The 24752-nt window shown below is 70.3% G+C and carries 8 protein-coding genes (1 of these 8 cut by a window edge); 7 read left to right on the forward strand and 1 reads right to left on the reverse strand.

The annotated features are described in order from the left end of the window. A protein-coding gene (locus tag D7V80_RS01165; RefSeq protein WP_158616529.1) for a non-ribosomal peptide synthetase crosses the window boundary here: on the reverse strand, positions 1-14940 show its 5' portion. 16560 nt of this gene lie to the left of the window's left edge; the window shows 14940 of its 31500 coding nt (coding positions 1-14940); its start codon is at positions 14938-14940; the stop codon falls past the left edge of the window. Between the two features lie 317 nt (positions 14941-15257). On the opposite strand from D7V80_RS01165, the gene D7V80_RS01170 reads away from it, so the two are divergent. The 7 genes from D7V80_RS01170 (at position 15258) to D7V80_RS01200 (ending at position 24738) form a co-directional block, all read left to right on the forward strand. Further along, entirely contained in the window at positions 15258-16859 is a 1602-nt protein-coding gene (locus D7V80_RS01170) for an MBL fold metallo-hydrolase (RefSeq protein WP_120586418.1), read from the forward strand. Between the two features lie 87 nt (positions 16860-16946). Then, entirely contained in the window at positions 16947-17960 is a 1014-nt protein-coding gene (locus D7V80_RS01175; protein WP_158616530.1) for a CPBP family intramembrane glutamic endopeptidase, read from the forward strand. A gap of 78 nt (positions 17961-18038) precedes the next feature. After that, positions 18039-18518 (forward strand): hypothetical protein, encoded by a 480-nt coding sequence (locus tag D7V80_RS01180; protein WP_120563043.1) that lies wholly within the window; start codon positions 18039-18041, stop codon positions 18516-18518. A gap of 154 nt (positions 18519-18672) precedes the next feature. Beyond that, positions 18673-19770: a 6-phosphofructokinase gene (locus tag D7V80_RS01185; protein ID WP_120586420.1), complete on the forward strand. Its 1098-nt coding sequence runs from the start codon at positions 18673-18675 to the stop codon at positions 19768-19770. A 23-nt stretch (positions 19771-19793) separates the two neighbouring features. Then, positions 19794-21821 carry a serine/threonine-protein kinase gene (locus tag D7V80_RS01190; protein WP_120586421.1) on the forward strand — a complete coding sequence of 676 codons (2028 nt, stop codon included), beginning with the start codon at positions 19794-19796 and terminating at the stop codon, positions 21819-21821. Next, positions 21818-22816 (forward strand): hypothetical protein, encoded by a 999-nt coding sequence (locus tag D7V80_RS01195; RefSeq protein ID WP_120586422.1) that lies wholly within the window; start codon positions 21818-21820, stop codon positions 22814-22816. Before D7V80_RS01190 ends, D7V80_RS01195 begins: the two co-directional genes overlap by 4 nt. A gap of 23 nt (positions 22817-22839) precedes the next feature. Then, a complete protein-coding gene (locus tag D7V80_RS01200) occupies positions 22840-24738 on the forward strand; it encodes a sigma 54-interacting transcriptional regulator (RefSeq protein WP_120586423.1) in 1899 nt (632 codons plus the stop codon). The last annotated feature ends 14 nt before the right edge of the window (positions 24739-24752 follow it).

A 24752-nucleotide genomic window follows, 5' to 3' on the forward strand; every position in this document is an offset into this window, starting at 1 on the left:
GTGGCGGCGGGCCAGCTCGGCCAGCAGCTGGCGCATCTTCGCCTCATCCAGCGCCATCTCCAGGTGGTAGCTGGTGGCGTCGTGGTACATGCCGGACGCCTGGTCCAGCTCGCTCTGGAAGAGCATGCCGGCCTGGAGCACGGCCACCGGGTACGCATCCTCCACGTCCGCGGGCAGGCGCGCGCGGTCCGCGTCGGACAGCAGGCTGAAGGGCTCCGAGCCCGGGACGGCCTGCGCCGCGGCCTTCGACGGGGCCGCATGTACCAGGTTGCCCAGCGCGCGGATGGTGGGCTGACGCAGCAGCTCCACCATGGGCAGATCCAGCCCGCGCTCGCGCAGCTTCGCGATGAGCTGGATGCTGCGGATGGAGTCACCACCCAGGTCGTAGAAGCTGTCGTCGATACCGACGCGCTCCACGCCCAGGACCTCCGCCCAGACCTCGCACAGCGCGGTCTCCTCCATGGTGCGAGGAGCGGCGTACGCGGTGGACATCTGCGGACGCTCGCTGCCGGGCACGGGCAGCGCGCGACGGTCCACCTTGCCGTTGGGCGTGAGCGGCAGCGCATCCAGCGCCATCAGCGCCGTGGGCACCATGTACGCGGGCAGCTTGTCGTGGAGGAACGAACGCATCGTGTCCACGCCCAGCGGCTCCGCGCCCTCTTCCGTGACGACGTAGGCCACCAGGGCCTTCTCGCCCGCGACCTCCTGCACGGCCACGGTGACGTCGAGCACGGACGGGTGTCCACGCAGCGCCGTTTCAATCTCGCCCGGCTCGATGCGGAAGCCGCGCACCTTCACCTGCTGGTCGATGCGGCCCAGGAACTCCAGCGAGCCGTCCGCGCGGAAGCGGACCTGGTCGCCGGTGCGGTACAGGCGCGCGCCCGGCACGGTGCTGAACGGATCCGGGATGAACTTCTCCGCCGTCAGCTCCGGCTGGTTCAGGTAGCCGTGTGCCAGGCCGTCGCCGCCCGCGAACAGCTCGCCGGGGGCGCCCAGGGGCACGGGCTGCAGGGACGCGTTGAGGACGTGCACGCGCGTGCCGTTGATGGGCCGGCCGATGGGCACGGAGATGCCCAGCGCGCCCGCGTCCTCCACCGGGTAGCACGCGGTGAACGTCGTGTTCTCCGTGGGGCCGTAGCCGTTGATGACGCGGCAGCCCGGCAGCTGCTCCATCACGCGCAGCACGTGCGCGGGAGACAGCACGTCACCGCCCGCCAGCAGCTGGCGCACGGGACGCAGGCCGTCCAGGTTGCCATCCACCATCTGGTGGAACAGACCCGCGGTGAGCCACAGCGTGCTCACGCCCTCGCGGGTGATGATCTGGCCCAGCTCGTCCAGGGTGGGCGCGCGCGGCGGGAACACGGCGAGCTTCGCGCCGTTGAGCATCGCGCCCCACAGCTCGAAGGTGGACGCGTCGAACGCGAGCGGCGCCAGCTGGAGGAAGACCTCCTTCGACGACAGGCTCACCCACTCCGGACCGCACACCAGGCGGACGACGGCGCGGTGGGGCACGGACACGCCCTTGGGCCGGCCCGTGGAGCCGGAGGTGTAGAGGACGTACAGCTCGTCCTCGCCTGTGGGCGCGGTGTCGAGGTTCGTGTCCGGACGCTTCGCGAGCGCGGCCGCGTCGTCATCCAGGCAGACCACCTGGAGCCACTGCGCGGGCAGCTCGTCCGCGATCGCGGAGACGCTGACGAGCGCGGACAGGCTCGCGTCCTCGATGAGCATCGAGAGGCGCTCGGTGGGGAAGCTGGGGTCGAGCGGCACGTACGCGCCGCCCGCCTTGGCGATGCCCAGCACCGCCACGACGAGTTCCAGCGAGCGCTCCAGGGACACGCCCACGCGCTTGCCGGGCCTGACCCCCAGGGCACGCAGGTGGTGCGCGAGCTGGTTGGCGCGCGCGTTGAGCTGGCCGGCGGTGAGCGTTTCGCCCTCGAAGCTCACGGCGACAGCATCCGGGGCTCGGGCGGCCTGCGCCTCGAAGACGCGCGACACGGGCTGGCCGTGCGGGTACGTCCGCGGGCGGTCGTTCCACGCGGCGAGCGTGCTGCGCTCATCCGGCGTGAGCAGCGGCAGCGTGCCGATGCGGTGCTCGGGGTCGTCCACGACGGCGCGCAGCAGCGACTCGAAGTGGGCGAACAGGCGCTCCACCGACGCGCGGTCGAGCACGTCCGTGTTGTGCTCCACCGTGACGGTGAGCCCGCCCTGCCACGGGAACACGACGACGAGCAGGTCCCACTTCGCGGTCCCGTTCGTCTCCGCGTCCAGGAGGCTCAGCTCCAGGCCCGGGAGCTGGAGCGGCGGCAGCGGCGCGTTCTCCAGCACGAACTTCACGTTGAAGAGCTGACCACCCGGCTCGCGCGGCGGCTTGAGCGCCTGCACCAGCGTGCCGAAGGGCAGGTCCTGGTGCTCGTAGGCATCCAGGGTCCCCTTGCGCACGCGGTCCAGCAGCGCGCGGAAGGTCAGGTCGCCAGACACCTGCGTGCGCAGGACGAGCTGGTTGGTGAAGAAGCCGACCAGCGACTCCAGCTCCTCGCGGGCGCGGTTCGCGATGTCCGTGCCCACGACGATGTCGTCCTGGCCGGTGCGGCGGTGCAGGAGCGCGTCGAACGCGGCGAGCAGCACCATGAACAGCGTGGCGCCCTCCCCTCGCCCCAACGCCTCGATGCGGGACGTGAGGTCCGGAGACAGGTGGAAGCGGCGGCTGTCACCGTGGAAGCGGTCGCCCGCGGGGCGCGGCGCGTCCGTGCGCAGCGCGATGCGGGGCGCTCCGGCGAGCTGCTTCTTCCACCAGGCAATCTGCTGCTCCAGCACGTCACCGCTCAGCCACTGGCGGTGCCAGAGGGTGTAGTCCGCGTACTGCACGGGCAGCGCGGGCAGCGGCGAGGGCTCGCCGCGCGAGAACGCGGTGTAGAGCGCCTGGAGTTCGTTCATGAACACGCCCACGGCCCAGCCATCCACCACGATGTGGTGCATGGCGAGGCACAGCACGTGCTCACGCGCGCTCAGCTTCAGGAGCTGGGCGCGCAGCAGCGGGCCCTGCACCAGGTCGAAGGGCCGAGCGGCCTCCGCGTTCAGGTGGCTGCGGGCCTCGGCCTCCGCCTTGTCGGCGGGCAGCGAGGACAGGTCCACCACGGGCAGCACGAACGGCTTCGCCGGCAGGATGACCTGCACGGGCGCGCCGGACGCGTCCTGGTGGAAGACGGTGCGCAGCGCCTCGTGGCGCCGGACGATCTCCTCCAGGCCGCGGCGGAGCACGTCGACGTCCAGGTCGCCGCTCAGGCGGGCCGCGCTGGGCACGTTGTAGATGGGCGTGCCCGGCGTGAGCTGCTCGAAGAGCCAGAGGCGCTCCTGGTCGAAGGACAGCGGCAGCGAGCCCTCGCGCGACGCGGGCTTGAGCGGCGGCGTCTTGAACTTCCGCTCGGCGCCGGTGGCCTCGTCCACGCGGGAGGCCAGGGCGGCCACCGTCGGGGACTCGAAGAGCGCACGCAGGGGCAGCTCCACCTGGAACTCGCCGCGCAGACGGGACACCAGCTGGGTGGCCATCAGCGAGTGGCCGCCCAGTTCGAAGAACGAATCCTCCGCGCCCACGCGCTCCACGGTGAGCACGCGCGCGAAGAGGGCCGCCACGCGCGTTTCCGTCGGCGTGCGCGGGGCCACGTAGGCGTCGGGACGCGTGAGCGCGCCCGTGGGAGCCGGCAGGGCCTTGCGGTCCACCTTGCCGGCGGGCGTCATCGGCAGCGCGTCCAGCACCATGAACGCCGACGGCACCATGTACTCCGGCACGCCGTCCTTCAGGTGCTTGCGCAGCGAGGCCGCGTCCACCGTCCGCCCTGGCTGCGACACGACGTAGCCGACCAGCCGCTTGTCGCCCGGCACGTCCTCGCGAACCACCACCGCCGCCTCGCGCACGTCCGCGTGGCGCAGCAGCACGGCCTCGATTTCACCCAGCTCGATGCGGAAGCCGCGCACCTTCACCTGGTGGTCGATGCGGCCCAGGTATTCGATCTCGCCCTCGGCCAGCCAGCGCACGCGGTCGCCGGTGCGGTACAGCCGCGCACCGGGCTCGTTGCTGAACGGATTGGGGACGAACTTCTCGGCCGTCATGTCCGGCCGGCCCTGGTAGCCGCGCGCGAGGCCTTCGCCCGCGACGTACAGCTCGCCCGCGACACCCACGGGCACCGGGTGGTGCAGGGCATCCAGCACGTACACCTGCACGTTCGCCAGCGGCTTGCCGATGGTCAGGCGCTCCGCCCGGACACCGCCGTGCGTGAGGGTCGCGCAGACCGTGGTCTCGGTGGGGCCGTACGCGTTGATCAGCGTCCTCCCCTGCCCCCACTTGCGAGCCATCTCCACGCTCAGCGCCTCACCGGCGGAGACGATGGTGGACAGGCCTTCCAGCCCATCCGCGCTCAACTGCGCGAGCACCGACGGCGTCAACGTCACGGTGGTGATGCGCTGCGACTTCAGCAGCGTGCGCAGCGGTTCATCCGGCAGCAGCCGGTCGCGAGGCGCGAGCACCAGCGTGGCCCCGGACACGAGCGTGCTGAACACCTCCCACACGCTGGCGTCGAAGCTGGACGCCGCGTACTGCAACGCGCGGCGGCCCGAGCCCAGGCCCTTCGCCGCGGCGGCCTGCCGGGCGGTGTTGTTGAGGCCACGGTGCGGCAGGAGCGTGCCCTTGGGGCGGCCCGTGGAGCCGGACGTGTAGATGACGTACGCCAGGGTGTCAGCGTTGGCGCTGGAGGCCGGAGCGGTCTCCGGCAGCGTCCGGAGGTGCGCCGCCTCCAGGTCCATGCGCACCACGCGCATGCCGTCGGAGGGCAGCTGCTGGCTCAGCGACGACTGCGTCACCAGCACGGGCGCGCCGCTGTCCTCCAGCATGAAGGACAGGCGCTCACGCGGGTAGGACGGATCCAACGGCACGAAGGCGCCACCGGCCTTCTGGATGCCGAGCATCGCCACCGCGAGGTCCAGCGAACGCTCCACGCAGAGCGCCACGCGCACCTCGGGCCCGACGCCCAGCGTGCGCAGGTGGTGCGCCAGCTGGTTCGCCCTCGCGTCCAGCTGCGCGTACGTCAGCGAGGCGTCCTCGAACACCAGCGCCTGCGAGTCCGGCGCGCGACGCACCTGGGCCTCGAAGAGCGCCGGGAACGTCACGTCGCCAGCGACGTCGCCGCGCGTGTCGTTCCACGCCACCAGCACCTGGTGACGCTCCTGCGCTCCCATCAGCGACAGGTCGAACACCTTCACCATGGGCCGCACCGCCACGGACTCCAGCAACACCCGCAGGTGCTCCGTCATCCGCCGCGCCGTCGCCGCCGTGAACAGGTCGGTGTTGTACTCCAGCGTTCCTTCCAGTCCGCCCGCCGTCTCCGTCAGCGACAGCGTCAGGTCGAACTTCGCCGACTTCGCTTCCACTTCGTACGGCGACAGCTCCACGCCCGACAGCTTCAGGTGCGGCAGCACGTCCTGCTGCAGCGCGAACATCACCTGGAACAGCGGCGCGTGGCTGAGGCTGCGCTGCGGCTGGAGTTCTTCCACCAGCTTCTCGAACGGCACGTCCTGGTGCGCGTACGCGCCCAGCGTCGTCTCGCGCACCTGCTGGAGCACCTGCTGGAAGCTCGGGTTGCCCGAAAGCTTCGTGCGCAGCACCAGCGTGTTGACGAAGAAGCCGATGAGGCCCTCCGTCTCCGCCTGCGTCCGGCCCGCGATGGGCGAACCCACCGAGATGTCGTCCTGGCCGCTGTAGCGAGCCAGCAGCACCTGGAACGCCGCGAGCAGCAGCTGGTACGGCGTGACGCCTTCCTGCTTCGCCAGCGCGTTCAGCGTGCGGCTCAGGTCCGCGCCCAGCTTCACCGGCACCGTCGCGCCGCGATACGTCTGCACCGCGGGACGTGCGAAGTCCGTCGGCAGCTCCAGGACGGCAGGCGCTCCGGCCAGCTGCTGCTTCCAGTAGCCGACCTGCTTCTCCAGCCCCCCGCCCAGCAGCCACTCCCGCTGCCACTGCGCGAAGTCCGCGTACTGCACCGCCAGCTCCGGCAGCGGGGACTTCTGGTTGAGGACCTGGGCCTCGTAGAGCGCGGCGACCTCACGCACGAGCACGCCCAGGGACCAGCCGTCGGAGACGATGTGGTGCATCGTCACCAGCAGCACGTGCTTCGCCTCGCCCAGCTTCAGCAGCCTGGCGCGGAAGAGCGGACCCGTACCCAGATCGAACGGGCGCGCGGCTTCTTCCTCCGCCAGCCGCCGCGCCTCCGTGTCCTGTGCCCCGGAGACGTCCACCACCGGCAGCTCGAAGGCCTTCGCCGGGTGGATGACCTGCACCGCCTGACCGTTCTCATCGCGGAAGGTCGTGCGCAGCGACCCATGCCGGCGGACGATCTCTTCCAGGGCCCGCCGCATGGCATCCACATGCAGCGTGCCTTCCAGCTTCACACCGCCCGCCACGTTGTAGAAGGCGCTGCCCTGCTCCAGCTGGTCCAGGAACCACAGACGCTGCTGCGCGAACGACAGCGACTCCGTGGCGCTCCGGGGCCGAGGCGTGATCGCCGGGGCCCTGGACGCATCACGGCCCGAAACGGCCGTGTCCACGAACGCCGCGAGCGAAGCCACCGTGCTCAGCTCGAAGAGCGAACGCAGCGGGACTTCGACGCCCAAGGCGGCGCGCAGCCGGGAGACCAGCTGCATCGCCAGCAGCGAGTGGCCGCCCAGCTCGAAGAACGAGTCCTCCGCGCCCACGCGCTCCACGCGCAGCAGCTGCGCGAAGAGCGAGGCCACCTGCTCCTCCGTCGCCGTGCGCGGGGCCACGTACTGTCCCTGCGCAGACTGGGCCTCCGGCACCGGTAGTGCCTTGCGGTCCACCTTCCCGTTCGGATTCAGCGGCAGAGCGTTCAGCACCACGAACGCCGACGGCACCATGTACTCAGGCAGCCGCGCCTTCAGGCCCTTGCGCAGCTCCGCCACGTCCAGCGTCGCGCCCGCGACGTATGCCACCAAGCGCTTGTCGCCCGGCACGTCCTCGCGCACCACCACCACGGACTCGCGCACGCCAGGCTGCGTGGACAGCACCGACTGCACTTCACCCAGCTCGATGCGGAAACCACGCACCTTCACCTGGAAGTCGAAGCGACCCAGGTACTCCAGCTCGCCGTTCGGCAACCAGCGGATGCGGTCGCCCGTGCGGTACATCCGCGCGCCGGGCTCGTCGCTGAACGGGTTGGGGACGTACCTCTCCGCCGTCAGAGCAGGCTTCGCCAGGTAGCCTCGCGAGAGGCCCGCACCCGCGATGTACAACTCGCCCGGCACACCCTGCGGCACCGGACGCAGCCACGCATCCAGCACGTACCCCCGCGAGCCCGTCAGGAGACGGCCCACCGTCGGCTCCCGCGTCGCGCCTTTCTCCACTCGCAAGTACGTCGAGTACGTCGTGTCTTCCGTCGGGCCGTAGAAGTTGTAGACGGCGTCCACGTTCTTCAGCCCGTAGACGGCCTGCGCCAGCCGGTTCAGCAGCGGCTCACCGGCGAGGTTCACCGTCCGCACGGTCTCCGGCACGCCCCCGCTGCGCAGCAACTCCGCCATCGCGGAGGGCACCGTGTTCACCAGCGTCACCCGGCTCGCGTCCTTCATCGTCGGGAGCGCCAGTGCGTTCTCCGCGACGATGACGGAACCACCGACGCTCAGCGGCGCGAAGACTTCGAACACCGAGATGTCGAAGTTCAGCGACGTCGACGCCAACATGCCCGACAGCTGCTGCGGCGTGAAGAACGCCGTCGCCCAGTGCAGGAACGCAATCACGCTGCGCTGCTCGATGGCCACGCCCTTCGGACGGCCCGTCGAACCCGACGTGTACAGCACGTACGCCAGGTTCCTCAGGCCGGTGCGCGCATCGACGCGCGAAACAGGGTTCTTGGAGATGGTCTCCCAATCCGTATCCAGGAACACGTTGCGCGCCGAATGCGCGGGGAGCACGCCCAGCAGCTTCTGCTGCGTCAGCACCACCGGCGCCTGCGCGTCCTCCAGCATCCAGCCCAGACGATCCTGCGGGTACGCCGGATCCAGCGGCACGTAGGCGCCACCGGCCTTCAGCACGCCCAGCAGCGCCACCACCATCCGCGCGGAACGCTCCAGGCTCACGCCCACCAGCGTGTCCGGGCCCACGCCCATGCCACGCAGGTGGTGCGCCAGCTGGTTCGCCTGCGCCTCCAGCTGTGCGTACGTCAGCACCTGTCCGTCGAAGTAGACGGCCGCTGCATCCGGCGTGCGAACCGCCTGCGCCTCGAAGAGCGCCTGCATCGTCCCGCTGACCGGGGCCGGCAGATCCGTCCCCGACACGTCCATCAGCAGCGTCTGCTTCTCCTGCGCGCTCATCAGCGCAAGGTCGAACACCTTCGCCATGGGCCGCACCGCCACGGACTCCAGCAACACCCGCAGGTGCTCCGTCATCCGCTGTGCCGTCGCCGCCGTGAACAGGTCGGTGTTGTACTCGAGCGTTCCTTCCAGGCCGCCCGCGGTCTCCGTGAGGAAGAGCGTGAGGTCGAACTTCGCCGTCTTCGCTTCCACTTCGTACGGCGACAGCTCCACGCCCGACAGCTTCAGGTGCGGCAGCACGTCCTGCTGCAGCGCGAACATCACCTGGAACAGCGGCGCATGGCTCAGGCTGCGCTGCGGCTGGAGTTCCTCCACCAGCTTCTCGAACGGCACGTCCTGGTGCGCGTACGCGCCCAGCGTCGTCTCGCGTACCTGCTTGAGCACCTGCTGGAAGGTCGGGTTGCCCGCGAGCTTGGTGCGCAGCACCAGCGTGTTGACGAAGAAGCCGATGAGCCCTTCCGTCTCCGCCTGCGTGCGGCCCGCGATGGGCGAGCCGACGGAGATGTCGTCCTGGCCCGTGTACCGCGCCAGCAGCACCTGGAACGCCGCGAGCAGCAGCTGGTACGGGGTGACGCCTTCCTGCTTCGCCAGCGCGTTCAGCGTGCGGCTCAGGTCCGCGCCCAGCTTTACCGGCACCGTCGCGCCACGGTACGTCTGCACCGCCGGACGCGCGAAGTCCGTCTGCAGCTCCAACATCGCCGGGGCCCCGGCCAGCTGCTGCTTCCAGTAGCCAACCTGCTTCTCCAGCGCCCCGCCCAGCAGCCACTCCCGCTGCCACTGCGCGAAGTCCGCGTACTGCACCGCCAGCTCCGGCAGCGGCATGGCGCGGCCCTGCGAGTGCGCCTCGTAGAGCGCGGCCATCTCACGCACGAGGACACCCAGCGACCAACCGTCGGAGACGATGTGGTGCATCGTCACCAGCAGCACGTGCTTCGCCTCACCCAGCTTCAGCAACTTCGCGCGGAAGAGCGGCCCCGTGCCCAGGTCGAAGGGCCGCACGGCCTCCTCGTTGACCAGACGCTGGGTCTCTGCTTCGGCCGCGGTCGACAGGTCCACCAGGGGCAGGTCCATCCGGCCCGCGGTGTGAATGATCTGCACCGCCTCGCCGTTCTCCTCACGGAACGTCGTGCGCAGCGACTCGTGCCGCGCGACGATCTCCTGGAGCGTCAGCCGCAGGGCCTCCACATCCAGCGCGCCCTCCAACTGCACCGCGCCCGGGATGTTGTAGAGCGCGCTGCCCTGCTCCAACCGGTCCAGGAACCACAGGCGCTGCTGCGCGAATGACAGGGGCAGCACGCCCTCACGCGACACCCGCTTCAGCGGCGGCAGGTTCGCGCCTTCCGCCTGCTGCTTCTTCCCGTCGACGAACGCCGCGAGCGACGCCACCGTGCTCAGCTCGAAGAGCGAACGCAGCGGGACCTCGACGCCGAAGGCCGTGCGCAGCCGGGAGACCAGCTGCATCGCCAGCAGCGAGTGGCCGCCCAGTTCGAAGAACGAGTCCTCGGCGCCCACGCGCTCGACGCGCAGCAACTGCGCGAAGAGCGTCGCCACCTGCTCTTCCGTCGCCGTGCTCGGTGCCACGTACTGGGCCTGGGCCTGCGCCTCCGGAACCGGCAGTGCCTTGCGGTCCACCTTCCCGTTCGGCGTCAGCGGCAGAGCGTTCAGCACCACGAAGGCCGACGGCACCATGTACTCCGGCAGCCGCGCCTTCAGGCCCTTGCGCAGCTCCGCCACGTCCAGGGACGCGCCCGCCACGTACGCCACCAGGCGCTTGTCGCCCGGCACGTCCTCGCGCACCACGACCACCGACTCGCGCACGCCGGGCTGCGACGCGAGCGCCGACTCCACCTCGCCCAGCTCGATGCGGAAGCCGCGCACCTTCACCTGGAAGTCGATGCGGCCCAGGTACTCCAGCTCGCCCGTGGCCAGCCAGCGCACGCGGTCACCCGTGCGGTACATCCGCGCACCCGGCTGCTCCGAGAACGGGTTCGGCACGAAGCGCTCCGCCGTCAGCGACGGCTTCGCCAGGTAGCCACGCGCAAGGCCCGCACCCGCCAGATACAGCTCGCCCGGCACGCCCTGCGGCACCGGACGCAGCCACGCATCCAGCACGTAGGCGCGCGAGCCCGTCAGCGGGCGGCCAATCGTCGGCTCCCGAGCGCCGTCCTTCTCCACGCGCGTGTACGTCGAGTACGTCGTGTCTTCCGTCGGGCCGTAGAGGTTGTAGACGCCTTCCACGTTCTTCAGCCCGTACAGCGCCTGAGCCAGCCGGTTCAGCAGCGGCTCACCGGCGAGGTTCACCGTGCGCACCGACTCCGGCACGCCCTGGCTGCGCACCAGCTCCGCCATCGCGGAGGGCACCGTGTTCACCAGCGTCACGCGACCCGCGTCCTTCAGCGTCGGCAACGCCAGCGCGTTCTCCGCGACGATGACGGCACCGCCGCTGCTCAGCGGCGCGAAGACCTCGAACACCGACAGGTCGAAGTTCAGCGACGTCGCCGCCAGCACGCCGGCCAGCTGCTGCTTCGTGAACGCAGCCGTCGCCCAGTGCAGGAACGCCACCACGCTGCGCTGCTCGATCGCCACGCCCTTCGGACGGCCCGTGGAGCCCGACGTGTACAGCACGTACGCCAGGTTCCCCACGCCCGTGCTCGTCGCGACAGGCGTGGTCGGCTGCCGCGCGATGACGGCCCAGTCCGTGTCCACGCAGACGGCCTTCGCGGAGTGCTCGGGCAGCACGCCCAGCAGCTTCTGCTGCGTCAGCAGCACCGGCGCCTGCGCGTCCTCCAACATCCAGCCCAGACGGTCACGCGGGTACGCCGGATCCAGCGGCACGTAGGCGCCACCGGCCTTCAGCACGCCCAGCAGCGCCACCACCATCCGCGCGGAGCGCTCCAGGCTCACGCCCACCAGCGTGTCCGGGCCCACGCCCAGGCCACGCAGGTGGTGCGCCAGCTGATTCGCCTGCGCGTCCAGCTGCGCGTACGTCAGCATCTGCCCGTCGAAGTGGACCGCGGGCGCATCCGGCGTGCGAACCGCCTGCGCCTCGAAGAGCGCCTGCATCGTCCCGCTCACCGGGGCCGACAGGTCCGTCCCCGACACGTCCTTCAGCAGCGACTGCTTCTCCTGTGCTCCCATCAGCGACAGGTCGGACAGCTTCGCGCCCGGATCCGTGAGCAGCGACTCCAGAAGCACCCGCAGGTGCTCCATCATCCGGCGCGCCGTCGCCGCGGCAAACAGGTCCGTGTTGTACTCGAGCGTCCCTTCCAGCCCGCCCACCGTCTCCGTCAGGTAGAGCGTGAGGTCGAACTTCGCCGTCTTCGACTCCACCTCGTACGGCGACAGCTCCACGCCCGGCAGACGGAAGTGCGGCAGCACGTCCTGCTGCAACACGAACATCACCTGGAACAGCGGCGCGTGGCTCAGGCTGCGCTGCGGCTGGAGCTCCTCCACCAGCTTCTCGAACGGCACGTCCTGGTGCGCGTACGCACCCAGCGTCGTCTCCTTCACCTGGGCCAGCAGCGCGCGGAAGCTCGGGTTGCCCGAAAGCTTCGTGCGCAGCACCAGCGTGTTGACGAAGAAGCCGATGAGGCCCTCCGTCTCCGCGCGCGAGCGGCCCGTGATGGGCGAACCGACCGAGATGTCGTCCTGCCCGCTGTAGCGCCCCAACAGCACCTGGAACGCGGCCAGGAGCAGCATGTACGGCGTGACGCCTTCCTTCTTCGCCAGCGCGCCCAGCGCCTTGCTCAGCTCCGCGCCCAGCTTCACCGGCACCGTCGCGCCGCGATACGTCTGCGCCGCCGGACGCGCGAAGTCCGTCGGCAGCTCCAGCACGGCGGGAGCCCCGGCCAGCCGCTGCTTCCAATAGCCGACCTGCTTCTCCAACACGCCGCCCAGCAGCCACTCCCGCTGCCACTGCGCGAAGTCCGCGTACTGCACGCGCAGCTCCGGCAGCGGAGAACCCCGTCCGCCACGGAACGCGTCGTAGAGCGCGGCGACCTCGCGCACGAGCACGCCCATGGACCAGCCGTCGGAGACGATGTGGTGCATCGTCACCAGCAGCACGTGCTTCGCGTCACCCAGCTTCAGCAACCGCGCGCGCACCAGCGGACCCGCGCCCAGGTCGAACGGGCGCACGGCCTCTTCATCCACGCACCGCCGCGCCTCCGCCTCGCGCGACGCCTCCGGGGAGCCCGTCAGGTCCACCACCGGCAGTTCGAAGGTCTTCGCCGGGTGGATGAGCTGCACCGCTTCGCCGTTCTCCTCGCGGAACGTCGTGCGCAGCGATTCGTGCCGGCGGACGATCTCCTCCAGGCTCCGGCGCAGCGATTCGGCGTCCAGCGCGCCGTCCAGCCGCACCGCGCCCGGGATGCTGTAGAGCGCGCTGCCCTGCTCCAGCCGGTCCAGGAACCACAGGCGCTGCTGCGCGAACGACAGCGGCTGCGTCGCCCCGCGCGGCCGGGGCGCGAGCACCGCCGCCTTCGGCTCCAGCTTCGACGCCGTGATGCGCTTCGCCAGGTCCACCAAGCTCGGCCCCTGGAGCAGCAGCTCCATGGGCAGCGCGATCCCCAGCCCCTTCTCCACCGCGTGCGCCAGCTCCACCGCGCTCAGCGAATCCAGGCCGTAGCGAGTGATGGGCTCACGCACGTCCACCGTCTTCGCCGGCACCTTCAGCTGCTCCGCCACGCGCTCCACCAGCCACGTCAGCGTGGCCCGCGCGGCCTCCGGCACGTCCTCACGGACCGGCGCCGCGGCAGGCTCATTGGACGCGGCGGCTTCCGTCTCCTCCGCCTCCTCGAACCCCGGCTCGCGCCACACCAGCACCGTGCGCAGCTCGTCCGCCAGGAACTGCGCCTTGCTCGCGTGCCGCTGGATCTTCCCGCTGGAGGTCTTCGGGATGCTGCCGGGCTCGATCAGCGCCACGGCGTGGACCTGGACCTCGTGACGCTCGGCGACGCGCTGGCGGATCTCCTTCACCGCCGCCTCCGCCATGTCCACCTGCTTGCGCAGGTTGCCCGCCTTGCGCAGGTCGATCTCCTGCACCACCACCAGGCGCTCCTCGCCCGCCACCTCCAGAGACACCGCCGCGACGCTGCCAGCGCGCAGCGCAGGGTGGCTCTCCTCCACCGTCTGCTCGATGTCCTGCGGGTAGTGGTTGCGGCCGCGGATGATGATCAGGTCCTTGGCCCGGCCGGTGACGAACAGCTCGCCGTCCCGCATGAAGCCCAGGTCGCCCGTGCGCAGGAACGGCCCTTCGTCCGTGCCCTTCACACGCGCCTGGAACACCTCCGCCGTCGCCTCCGGCTTGCTCCAGTAGCCCAGCGCCACGCTGGGACCACGCACCCAGATCTCACCCACGCCGCCGGGCGCGCACGCCTCGCGCGTCTGCGGATCCACGATGACCACGGGGTGTCCCGGACGCTCCTCGCCGCAGCCCACCAGCAGGCGCGCCTCCGGCTTCGCCGCGTCCACCAGCACCGCCCGGCGCTGCTCCAGCGCCGGAGCATCCAGCGCGCAGCGCACCGGCGGCGCCTCCACGCGCCCGCCCGACACCAGCAGCGTCGCCTCCGCCAGGCCGTAGCACGGGAAGAAGAACTCGCGCTTGAAGCCGTGCGGCCCGAAGGCCTGCTCGAAGCGGTCCAGCGTCGCCGGACGGATGGGCTCCGCGCCGGTGAACGCCACCTTCCACGAGCTCAGGTCCAGCGACTGCCGCTCCTCCGCCGGGATGCGCCGGATGCACAGGTCGAACGCGAAGTTCGGCCCGCCGCTGATGGTGGCCTTGTACCGGGTGATGGCCTCCAGCCACACGCGCGGATTCTTGAGCATCGTCAGCGGCGACATCAGCGCCGCGTGGAACGTCGCGTACAGCGGCGTGAGGATGCCGCCGATGAGCCCCATGTCGTGGTACGGCGGCAGCCAGATGACGGCCGAGCTGCTGGGGCCCAGCTCGAACGCGTCCGTGATCAGCGCCAGGTTGTGCGCCAGGTTGCCGTGGCTCAGCATCACGCCCTTGGGCGAGCCCGTGGACCCGGACGTGTACTGGAGGAACGCCAGCGTCGACGCGTCCACCGCCGGCGGCGTCCACTCCGCTTCCCCACCCGCCGGGATCTCGTCCGTCCCCACCCAGTGCAGCGAGCGCAGATCCGGCGCCTGCTCGAAGACGAACTCCGTCATGGACAGGATGCCGGACGTGGTGAGCACCACCGTCGCGTTCGCGTCCTGGATGATCGCCCGCAGGCGCGGCAGCGTGCGCTCCAGCCGCATCGGATCCGGCGGATACGCCGGCACCGCGATGAGCCCCGCGTAGAGGCACCCGAAGAACCCCGCCACGTACTCCAGGCCGGGCGGATACAGCAGCATCACGCGCTCGCCCGGCTTCGCCACCTTCCGCAGCGCCACGGCGATCCGCCGCGCTCGCGCGTCCAGCCCCGCGTAGCTCAGCGTTCCGTCTTCCTGCCCCGCGTCATCCAGGAAGGTGTACAGCGGCTGTTCGGACCGCGACTCGGCCCGGCTCCGCAAGATTTCGACGAGGGTGGAATTCGAGGGCGTCAGCTCAGGGGAACGCGACAAGGAAGAACCCATGTGGAAGGCCGGAGAACGCAGCAAGGGCTTCAGTGGGCCGACTTCCTGTGGGACTCACGCACACGATGTGCGTGGCACAGGCGCCCTTGCAATGTGTCCGGGGGAGCAGAACTGGATACGAGAATACCACTACGAATGGGTTCTACCGAACTTGAACAAATTGCTCGAATCGCTCACATTCGCTCGTCAGCCCTGCTTCCTGGTCTTCAGCTCTCACCCCGCCCTTCCTTGACTCCGCGAGTTCCCTTTCCCGGAACCGCCGTGAATCGAGTCCGGGCGCGGGTGTCTCCTCGCGATCGCCCATCATGACTGCTCCTCTGTATCGCCTCGCGGACGCCACCCTCGTCGAACCGCTCGTCCAGGACTTCCAGGCCTGGTGGATGACGGTGGCGCCCATGCCCGCGAGCCTGCATCTGCAGGCCTACCTGCTGCCGCTGCTCAAGGCCTACCTGCAGACGCCGGACTTCCACGCGAAGGCGGCGAAGGATCCGGAGCTGAGCGGCAGCTCCTTCGTGGGCATCGCGCCGGAGCGCGCCGAAGAGGTGCGGGCGCTCATGCAGCGGATGACCACCGCGCAGGAGGACAACATCAAGCTGGCGGAGGCGTTCGACGAGTTCCAGACGCAGCTCCTGGCGGAGGCCAAGGGCCAGTCGCTGGAGCCGCTGTACGCGCGGCTGCCGGAGCCACTCAAGGGCGTGGTGGAGCTGGTGTACGACTACGTGAACCGCCCGTCCATGCGCGTGCACGAAGGCCTGCTGTACCGCGGCCGTCACCACAAGACGGACCTCCAGTCGATGCGGCTCCGCCGGCTGAAGGCGGACGCGGAGCGCGACTCGCTGCTCACCACGCCGCGCCTGATGGAGGCGGGGCAGCTGGACTGGAAGGTGCCCTTCCACGACGAGCGCCTGGACAAGCTGTTCAGCCTGGACCTGGAGCCCAAGCCGCTGGAGTGGATCCGCGACGTGCTGGGCGACGCGGTGCAGTCCGACGCGGACCTGATGCCCCTGCTCACGGAGGCGCCGCAGACCCTTCCCGAGACGTGGAACGGGCCGGGGGTGCGCATCCGCTACGTGGGCCACGCGTGCGTGCTGGTGGAGTGGAAGGGCACGTCCATCCTCATCGACGCGGTGGTGCCGGTGCGGCCGGAGAAGATGGGCCCGCTGGCGCGCATGTCCTTCGCGGACCTGCCCCGCCGCATCGACTACGTGGTCATCACCCACAGCCACCCGGATCACCTGGACATCGAGACGCTGCTGCGCCTGCGCCACCGCGTCGGCACGCTGATGGTGCCGCGCGCGAGCGGCGCCCTGGCGGGTGACTACTCGCCCCGGCTGTTGGGCAAGGCGCTCGGCTTCAAGAACGTGCTGGAGCCCTACTTCTACGAGTCCCTGCCCATCCCGGACGGGGAGATCATCGCCGCGCCGTTCATGGGCGAGCACGGCGACGTGGCCCACGCCAAGACGGCGTGGATCATCCGCACGGGCGAGGAGCGGCTGTTCTTCGCCGCCGACTCCATGTGCGTGGACGAGACGACGTACCGCGACCTGCGCAGCACCGTGGGCGACCTGCACACGGTCTTCATGAACACGGAGATCGTCGGCGCGCCGCACACGTGGATGCTGGAGGGCTTCTTCCCCAAGAAGCGCGACCGCAAGCTGGAGAAGAACCGCCGCTGCCGCGGCAGCAACTCCGCCGAAGGCCTGCGCCTCCTGGAGCTCGTGGGCGCGAAGCGGCTCTTCAACTACGCCATGGGCCTGGAGCCCTGGATGGAGCACATCATCGGGCCCGCCGCCACGCCGGAGACGCCCCGCATGAAGGAGTCGGATCTGCTGCTCACCACCGCCCGCGAGCGCGGCCTCCAGGCCGAACGACTCGAGGGCGCGCGAGAGGTCGTCCTCAAGAGCTGAAGGCGCACGCGGGCGCAGGGCGGCCCGGCCGCCCTCCCCTCGTAGGTTGGGCTCGACGGGACGAGTTCAACCGGTATGCTCCGGAACATGAGGAATCCCCGGAAAGAAACCCTCACGTTCCTCGCGGTGACGCTCGCCGTGAGCTGGACGATGGCCGTCCTGTTCATCATGGGCGGCGAGACGCGCGAGTCCGTGTGGCTGATGCGCTGGATGATGTGCGTGCCCGGCATCGTGGGCCTCGCGTGCTCGTGGTTCTTCCGTCGCGAGCCCCCGTCCGCGGTGGGCTTCTCCTTCCCTGGCTGGAAGTGGTGGTTCCTGGGGCTGGCGCTGCCCCTGGCGTACGCCGCCGTCATCGCGCCGCTGGCCTACGCGATCCGGTTCATCACGGGGGACGCGTCCTTCATCACGTACCAGCCGGAGCTGCTCAAGGGCCCGTTCGGGGTCACGGGCGTGGCGACGGTGCCGGTGATGATCCTCATGTTCTGGGCCATGACGGTGACGTGGTGGCTGGCCGCCGCGTCCGTGCGCTGGCGCTGGGTGGAGAAGCTGGGCGCGAAGCTGCCCGAGCGCTGGCGCTGGCTGCGCTACGGCCTGTTCGCGCTGGTGTGGTCGCCCGTTGTGGGCTTCGGCGTCCCCAGCGAGCTGGGTGAAGAGGTGGGCTGGCGCGGAACGCTGACCCGCTGGTGGATGCACCGGCCGGCGCTGGCCGCGGCCATCACCATGCCGGTGTGGGCCGCGTTCCACCTGCCCCTCATCTTCTCCAAGGTGCAGCGCGGGCACGTGGGGCAGAACGTGACGTTCCTCTTGTCCATCGCCGTGGCCGCGGTGGTGTTCGCGCAACTCTACATGGCGTCGCGCTCCATCTGGCCGCCCGCCCTCTTCCACATCAGCTGGAACCTCATCAACCCGCAGCTCTTCGGCAGCGTCTACAACGGCCGGCCGGGGCTCTTCGGCGGTCAGGTCTGGGTCTTCAACGGCGAGGGCGTCTTCGGCGTGCTGCTCCACGGGTTGGTGGCCGTGTGGATCTTCCGCCATTGGAGGCGGAGCGCGCAGGTCCCGGAAAGCACGGTATTGCCGGAGTCGTCCGCGACGCCCGCCTGAGAGGCCTTGCGGCCCGCCGAGCGCAGGCTTTTCCGCATGTGACATCCCGGGTGGGCAACAGTTACTCTCCCGCCCGAGATGACCCCTGCCGTCCGGGCCGACATGGAAGCACGTGCCGACCGCGCCTTGCGCCGGGGCGAACTCGCGGAGGCGTTCGAGCTCTTCGAGCACCTCCTCGCCGCCTTTCCGCGCGAGGAGGCCCTGGCCGCCAGGCTGGCCCAGCTGCGCGACAGCCTCCAGCCGGAGGAGCTGCAGCACCTGAAGAACCGCGTGCGCGAACCCCAGCGGCTCCCGCTGGGCCCGCCCTCGCCCATGCAGGAGGGCGAGCGGCTCTTCACGTTGGGTGACTACGTGGGCGCCGCCGCCGCGTACCGCAGGGCCCTCCAGGAGCGCCCCGGCAACGAGCTGGTGCTGGAGCGGCTGGAAGAGCTGTACCGGATGGCCCGCGAGATGCCCGTGCAGTCCCCCACGGACCGGGCCCTTCCCGCACAGAAGGAGGATCGCCTCCAGGCCCTCCTGGACCGGCTGGCCTCCCGGCGTCGCCTCAAGCGCGACTGAGGGGTCGCCCCCGCGTCCCTGCGAGCGCGGATCCGACGTCAGCGCTGATTCGTGCGTTGCACCCCCCTGGGGTGGCACCTACAATCCGCACCGACGTTGCTGTCATAGTGTCGCCCGTTCCCACTGACACCCGCGTCCGACTTTCTTCGCTCCTATGGCTCGACCTCTTCGACTCGGCGTCCTCACCGGCGGTGGTGACTGCCCCGGACTCAACGCGCTCATCCGAGGCCTCGTGCGACGGGGCGTGCACGAGTTCGACCACTCGTTCGTCGGCATCGAGAACGGATACATGGGCCTGGTGGAGCCGGAGCTCGTCCGCCCGCTCGGGGTGGAGGACACGCGCGGCATCCTGCCCAAGGGCGGCACCATCCTCGGCACGTCCAACAAGGCGAACCCGTTCTCCTACCCGGTGCGTGAGGGCTCGGGCTGGGTGGAGCGGGACGTGTCGGATCAGGTCCTGCGCCGCTGCGAGGAGTTGCGGCTGGACGGTCTGGTCGCCATTGGCGGGGACGGCACGCTGTCCATCGCGCACCAGCTGGCGGAGAAGGGGCTGAAGGTCGTCGGGTGTCCGAAGACCATCGACAATGACCTGTCCGGCACGGACCAGACGTTCGGGTTCGACACCGCGCGGCTCATCGTCACGGAGGCGCTGGATCGGCTGCACTCCACCGCGGAGGCGCATGACCGCGTGATGGTGGTGGAGATCATGGGCCGCCACGCGGGCTTCCTCACGCTGGAGAGCGGCATCGCCGGCGGCGCGGACCTCATCCTCATCCCGGAGATTCCGTACCGCGTGGAGTCCCTGCTGGAGACGCTGAAGCGGCGGGCCACGCGGCGGCGCAGCTTCTCCATCATCGCCATCTCCGAAGGCGCGTATCCGGAGGGCGGCGCGCTGTCCGTGCTGGCGGAGGCCGCGGACATCCCGGGCCGCGGCGTGGTGCGGCTGGGCGGCTCCGGCAAGGTGTGCGCGGATCTGCTGGCGAGCCACATCGAGGCGGAGATCCGCGTGACGGTGCTGGGCCACCTGCAGCGCGGCGGCAGCCCCAGCGCGGCGGACCGGGTGCTGGCCACGCGCTACGGGTGCAAGGTGCTGGACCTGGTGCGGGACGGACAGTGGGGCCACATGGTGGCGCTCAGGAACAACGAGGTCGTCCCCGTGCCGTTGAGTGAGTCTCGCAAGGAGCGACGCGTGGACGTCCAGGGGGACCTGGTGCGGTTCGCGCGGAGCATGGGCATCGGGTTCGGGGACTGAGGGGAGAGCGCGCACCGCACGCCATGACGCTCGTCGGCCGCCATATCGGTCGCTATCGCATCCTGGAGGAGCTGGGCTCCGGGGGCATGAGCGTCGTGTACAAGGGCCTGGACACGGCCCTGGACCGCGAGGTCGCGGTGAAGGTGCTGCACCCGCACCTGGCCGGCAAGGACGAGTCGCGGCGGCGCCTGGCGCGAGAGGCTCGCGCGGTGGCGAAGCTGCACCACCCCAACATCCTGGAGGTGTTCGACTTCTCCTCGGCGGAGGCGCACGACGCCTTCATCGTCACGGAGTACATCCGGGGCCGGACGCTCAAGACGTACCTGGACGAGGGCCCGCTGGAGCCGCCGGAGCTGGCGGCGATGATCATCCACGAGCTGGCGGCGGCGCTGGCGCACGCGCACGAAGCGGGCGTCATCCACCGCGACCTGAAGCCGGAGAACGTCATGGTGCGCGAGGACGGGGTCCTCAAGCTCATGGACTTCGGCATCGCGCGGCTCCTGGACATCGAGGACCGGATGACGGTGACGGGCGCGCTGGTGGGCTCGCCCGCGCACATGTCGCCGGAGATCATCGAGGGCCTGGAGGCCGGGCCGGAGGCGGACGTCTTCAGCCTGGGGATCATGTTCTACGCGCTGATGACGGGCCGGCTGCCCTTCACCGCGTCGAACACCACCGCGACGCTCAAGCGCATCCTGGACGGGGCGTATGAAGACCCGCGCCGCCGCGTGCCCACGCTGTCGGACGAGCTGGCGGAGATCTGCGCGACATGCCTCCAGCGCGATCCGGCGCGGCGCTATCCGAACGCGGGGAAGCTGCGCGACGCGCTGGCGGATGCGCTCGCGGGGCTGGGGTTCTCCCGCGTGGGCGAGGAGCTGATCTCGTTCTTCGCGGATCCGCCGTCGTACCAGCGGCTCGCGCGCCAGCGCATCGTCGCGGCGCTGCTGGAGCGCGGGGAACGGCAGCTCGCGGAGAAGCGGACGCCGCGCGCGCTGGCGTGCCTCAACCACGTGCTCGCGCTGGACGCGACGAATGAACGGGCGCTGGGGTTGCTCAAGGGCATCCAGCGTCAGCAGCGGCGGCGCACGTGGCGCAGGCGCGGCATCCGCGTGGGCATCGGGGCGGGCGTGGCGCTCGCGTTGGGGCTGGGCGGCTGGCAGGTGTACCGCATGAACGCGAGCGCGCCCGAGACACCGAAAGAGCAACCGGCGGCTCCGCGCGCGGATGGCCCGAAGGCCCCGGACGGCGCCGCTACGTCCACTGGAACGCAGGGCACGGGCGCCCCCAACGGCTCGCGGAGCACCGGTGGCGCGACGGGTTCACCCGACGGCACAGGCACCTTTCACGGCGGCCAGGGCGCGGGCGGCACGACGGGTTCGCCCGATGGTACGGGCACTCCTCAGGGTTCGCAGGCCACGGGCTCGCGTCCCAACGGCGCGCAGGGCACGGGCGGCACGGGCACGCCCGGCCGAGACGCGATCCTGCCTCCCGACTCCAACCCGCGCGTCCCCTCCCCTCCGGAACGCACGCCGGCGCGCCCCGCGGTGGTCGCCAGCCTCGACCCGCAGGACGACTCCAAGTCTTCGCGCGCGGGCAAGCTCCCCGTGTCCATCCTCGTGCGCCCCTACGGCTCCATCCGGGTGGACGGCGGCCCCGCCGGCACCCAGCAGCTCGCGCAGCACGACGTGCACCTGACCCCGGGCGAGCACACCGTCACCGTCTCCTGCGGCTACTGCGAGGACGCCACGGAGACCATCGACGTGAAGCCGGACCGCGAGAACGTCTTCCGCCTGCGCGCCCTGCTGAAGGCCTCGCAGCTGGCCATGGACTACCAGCCGCCGGACGCCACCGTGCGCGTGGGCGACGTGGAGCGCACCGCGAACGACAGCCTCCAGCACCCCTTCGACATCCGCTCCCCCCGCGGCCCCGCCAGCTTCCAGCACCGCGTGGAGGTGGAGATCTCCTCCCCCGGCTACAAGACGGAGAAGCGCGTCGTCCTGCTGGAGCCCGGCAAGCCCACCACCCTGCGCGGGAGCCTGGCGCCCGAATGAGCCGCGGCCCGCTGCTTCTCGCGTTCTTCCTGCTGGCCGCCCTGCTCGGCCCCGCGTCCGCGCGCGCCCAGACGCCCATGGGCGCGGATCCGGAGGTCGCCGCGCTGCGCTCGTCGTTCGAATACGGCAAGTACGCGGAGGTGCTGGAGCGCGCGGGCCAACGCATCGACCGGGGCGACCTGCCGGAAGAGGACCTGGTGGAGCTGCACAAGCTCGCGGGCCTGTCCGCCTTCAACCTCAACAAGACGGACGACGCCGAACGCCACCTGCGCGCCGTGCTCCGGTTGGATCCCGACTTCAGCCTGGACCCCTTCGTCGTCCCGCCCCCGGCCGTCGCCTACTTCGAGGATCTCAAGAACCAGATGTCCGGCGAGCGCGAGTTCCTCCGCCAGGAGCAGCGCCTGCGCCTGGAGCGCGAGAAGGCCGAACAGGAGCGCCGGGAACAGGAGCGCGTCGCACTGGAGACGCAGCGCCGCCGCGCGGAGGAGCTGGCCCGCCAGGTCACCGTGCGCACCGTGGAGAAGCGCAACTTCCTGGTCAACTTCGTCCCGTTCGGCGCCGGCCAGTTCCAGCAGGGACGCAACGGCATGGGCATCGCCTTCGCCGCCACGGAGGGCGTGCTGGCCATCACCAGCATCATCGCGTTCTTCGCGTACGACTCGCTCTTCGAGGAGCGGCTCATCAACCTGGACAACGTGCTGGATGAAGATGGCCGCGCGTCCATCCCCATTCGCTACATCCCCACGGACCGCGCCCGGCAGGCGGACACCTGGCAGCTGCTCAAGCTCGCGTCCGCCACCGGCTTCTACACCGTCTACACCCTGGGCGTGGTGGACGCCGTCTACCACCACGAGGACCAGGTGGTGACCAGCACCACCGTCGAGTCCCGCCCCGAACCGAAGCCCTCTCCTTCCGTCTCCCAGGCCGCGCCGCCGCGCATGCGGCTGTACTCCACCCGTGGTGGGCTGGGCGCCGGCTTCACCCTCACGTTCTAGCCCCAAGAACCCAAAGTCCGCCCATGGCCAGCCTCACCGTCCGCACCCCCGATGGAAAGGTCCGCACGGTCTCCCTGCTCAAGCGCATCACCAGCCTGGGGCGGGGATCCGACAACGACGTGCCGCTGGAGGACGCCAACGTCCCCGCCAGCGCCCTGCACGTCACCTTCGACGGCACCCGCTATGAAGTGGGCAGCCTGGGCGCCACCTTCCACGTCAACGGCAAGCGCCGCGACAACCACGCGCTCTCCACCGGCGACGTGGTCAAGGTCGGCGGCACCGAGCTGACCTTCTCCCGCGAGGACGCCCCCCGCGAGCCCGTGCGCCGCGAGGTGCCCGAGCGCGAGGTGTCCCTGCCCTCCGCCGCCATGGCGTCGTCGGATTCGCACACGGCGGAGCTGCCCGGCGTGGTGGGCCGTGAGCTGGTGCTGCTCAAGCGGCTCACCGCGTTCAGCGAGCGGCTCTTCGGCAGCTACGACGTGGACCGCATCCTGGAGAGCCTGCTGGACGAGGCCATCGAGGTCACCCGCGCCGACAAGGGCTTCCTCATCCTGATGGAGAGCGGCGAGCCGCGCGTGAAGGCCGCGCGCAACGTGGCCCGGGAGAACATCGAGGACGCGGTGGAGAAGCTGTCCGACTCCATCATCGCCAAGGTGGTGAAGGACCAGAAGGCCATCATCGTCGCGGACGCGCTGGACGCGCCGGAGTTCAAGGCCAGCGAGTCCGTGGTGAACCTCAAGGTCCACTCCGTCATGTGCGTGCCCGTCATGCACAAGGGCGACCTGTTCGGCGTGCTCTACGTGGGCAATGACCGGCTGGTGAACCGCTTCGAGCCCAAGAGCCTGGACATGCTCACGGTGTTCGCGGCGCAGGCGTCCCTGCTCTTGCAGAACGCGCTGCTCGTGAATGACCTGAAGCTCGACAACACGGAGCTGCGCCGCAAGCTGGAGGACCAGCGCTACGGCGACATCGTGGGCGCGTGCCAGGGCATGCGGGACGTGTACAAGCGCATCGACAAGATCGCGCCCACGGACATCTCCGTGCTGATTACCGGCGAGACGGGCACGGGCAAGGAGCTCATCGCCCGGGAGATCCACCGCCGCTCGCCGCGCACCAAGGGCCCGTTCATCACGGTGAACTGCGGCGCCATCCCGGAGAACCTGCTGGAGAGCGAGCTGTTCGGCCACGCCAAGGGCGCCTTCACCGGCGCGGTGGCCACGCGGCCCGGCAAGTTCCAGGCGGCCATCGGCGGCACGCTCTTCCTGGACGAAATCGGCGAGATGCCGCTCCAGCTCCAGGTGAAGCTCCTGCGCGCGCTCCAGGACAAGGTCGTCTACAAGGTCGGCGAGAACCGCGGCGAGCCGGTGGACATCCGCGTGGTGGCCGCGACGAACAAGGTCCTGGAGGAAGAGGTGAAGCGGAACACGTTCCGCGAGGACCTCTACTACCGGCTCAACGTCGTCACCGTGAAGCTGCCGCCCCTGCGCGAGCGCGGCGAGGACGTCATCGTCCTGGGGCGCTTCTTCCTCCAGAAGTATGCGCGCGAGTTCAACTCCAAGGCGCGCGGCTTCACGCCCGCGGCCGCCGTGTCCATGAAGAAGTACGGCTGGCCGGGCAACATCCGCGAGCTGGAGAACCGCCTGAAGAAGGCGGTGGTGCTGGCGGACAAGCCGCTCCTGGGCGCGGACGACCTGGACCTCAAGCCGGAGAACCTGGAGCCCATCATGCCGCTGCTCCAGGCGAAGGAAGAGTTCCAGAAGCGTTACATCAACGAGGTCCTGGCCCGGAACAACGGCAACCGCACCAAGACGGCCAAGGACCTGGGCGTGGACCCGCGCACCATCTTCCGCCACCTGGAGAAGCTGGAGGCGGAGAAGACGGGCGGGCCGCTGCCTCCCGACGAGAACGAGGAACTGCTATAGCGTTCCTCCAAGCC

The organism is Corallococcus sp. CA054B (genome assembly GCF_003611625.1).
Classification (GTDB): domain Bacteria; phylum Myxococcota; class Myxococcia; order Myxococcales; family Myxococcaceae; genus Corallococcus; species Corallococcus coralloides.

Excerpts from the sequence above, each read along its gene's own strand:
- D7V80_RS01170 (WP_120586418.1), top strand. The coding sequence starts at position 15,258 with ATGACTGCTCCTCTGTATCGCCTCGCGGACGCCACCCTCGTCGAACCG.
- D7V80_RS01175 (WP_158616530.1), top strand. The coding sequence starts at position 16,947 with ATGAGGAATCCCCGGAAAGAAACCCTCACGTTCCTCGCGGTGACGCTC.
- D7V80_RS01180 (WP_120563043.1), top strand. The coding sequence starts at position 18,039 with ATGACCCCTGCCGTCCGGGCCGACATGGAAGCACGTGCCGACCGCGCC.
- D7V80_RS01185 (WP_120586420.1), top strand. The coding sequence starts at position 18,673 with ATGGCTCGACCTCTTCGACTCGGCGTCCTCACCGGCGGTGGTGACTGC.
- D7V80_RS01190 (WP_120586421.1), top strand. The coding sequence starts at position 19,794 with ATGACGCTCGTCGGCCGCCATATCGGTCGCTATCGCATCCTGGAGGAG.
- D7V80_RS01195 (WP_120586422.1), top strand. The coding sequence starts at position 21,818 with ATGAGCCGCGGCCCGCTGCTTCTCGCGTTCTTCCTGCTGGCCGCCCTG.
- D7V80_RS01200 (WP_120586423.1), top strand. The coding sequence starts at position 22,840 with ATGGCCAGCCTCACCGTCCGCACCCCCGATGGAAAGGTCCGCACGGTC.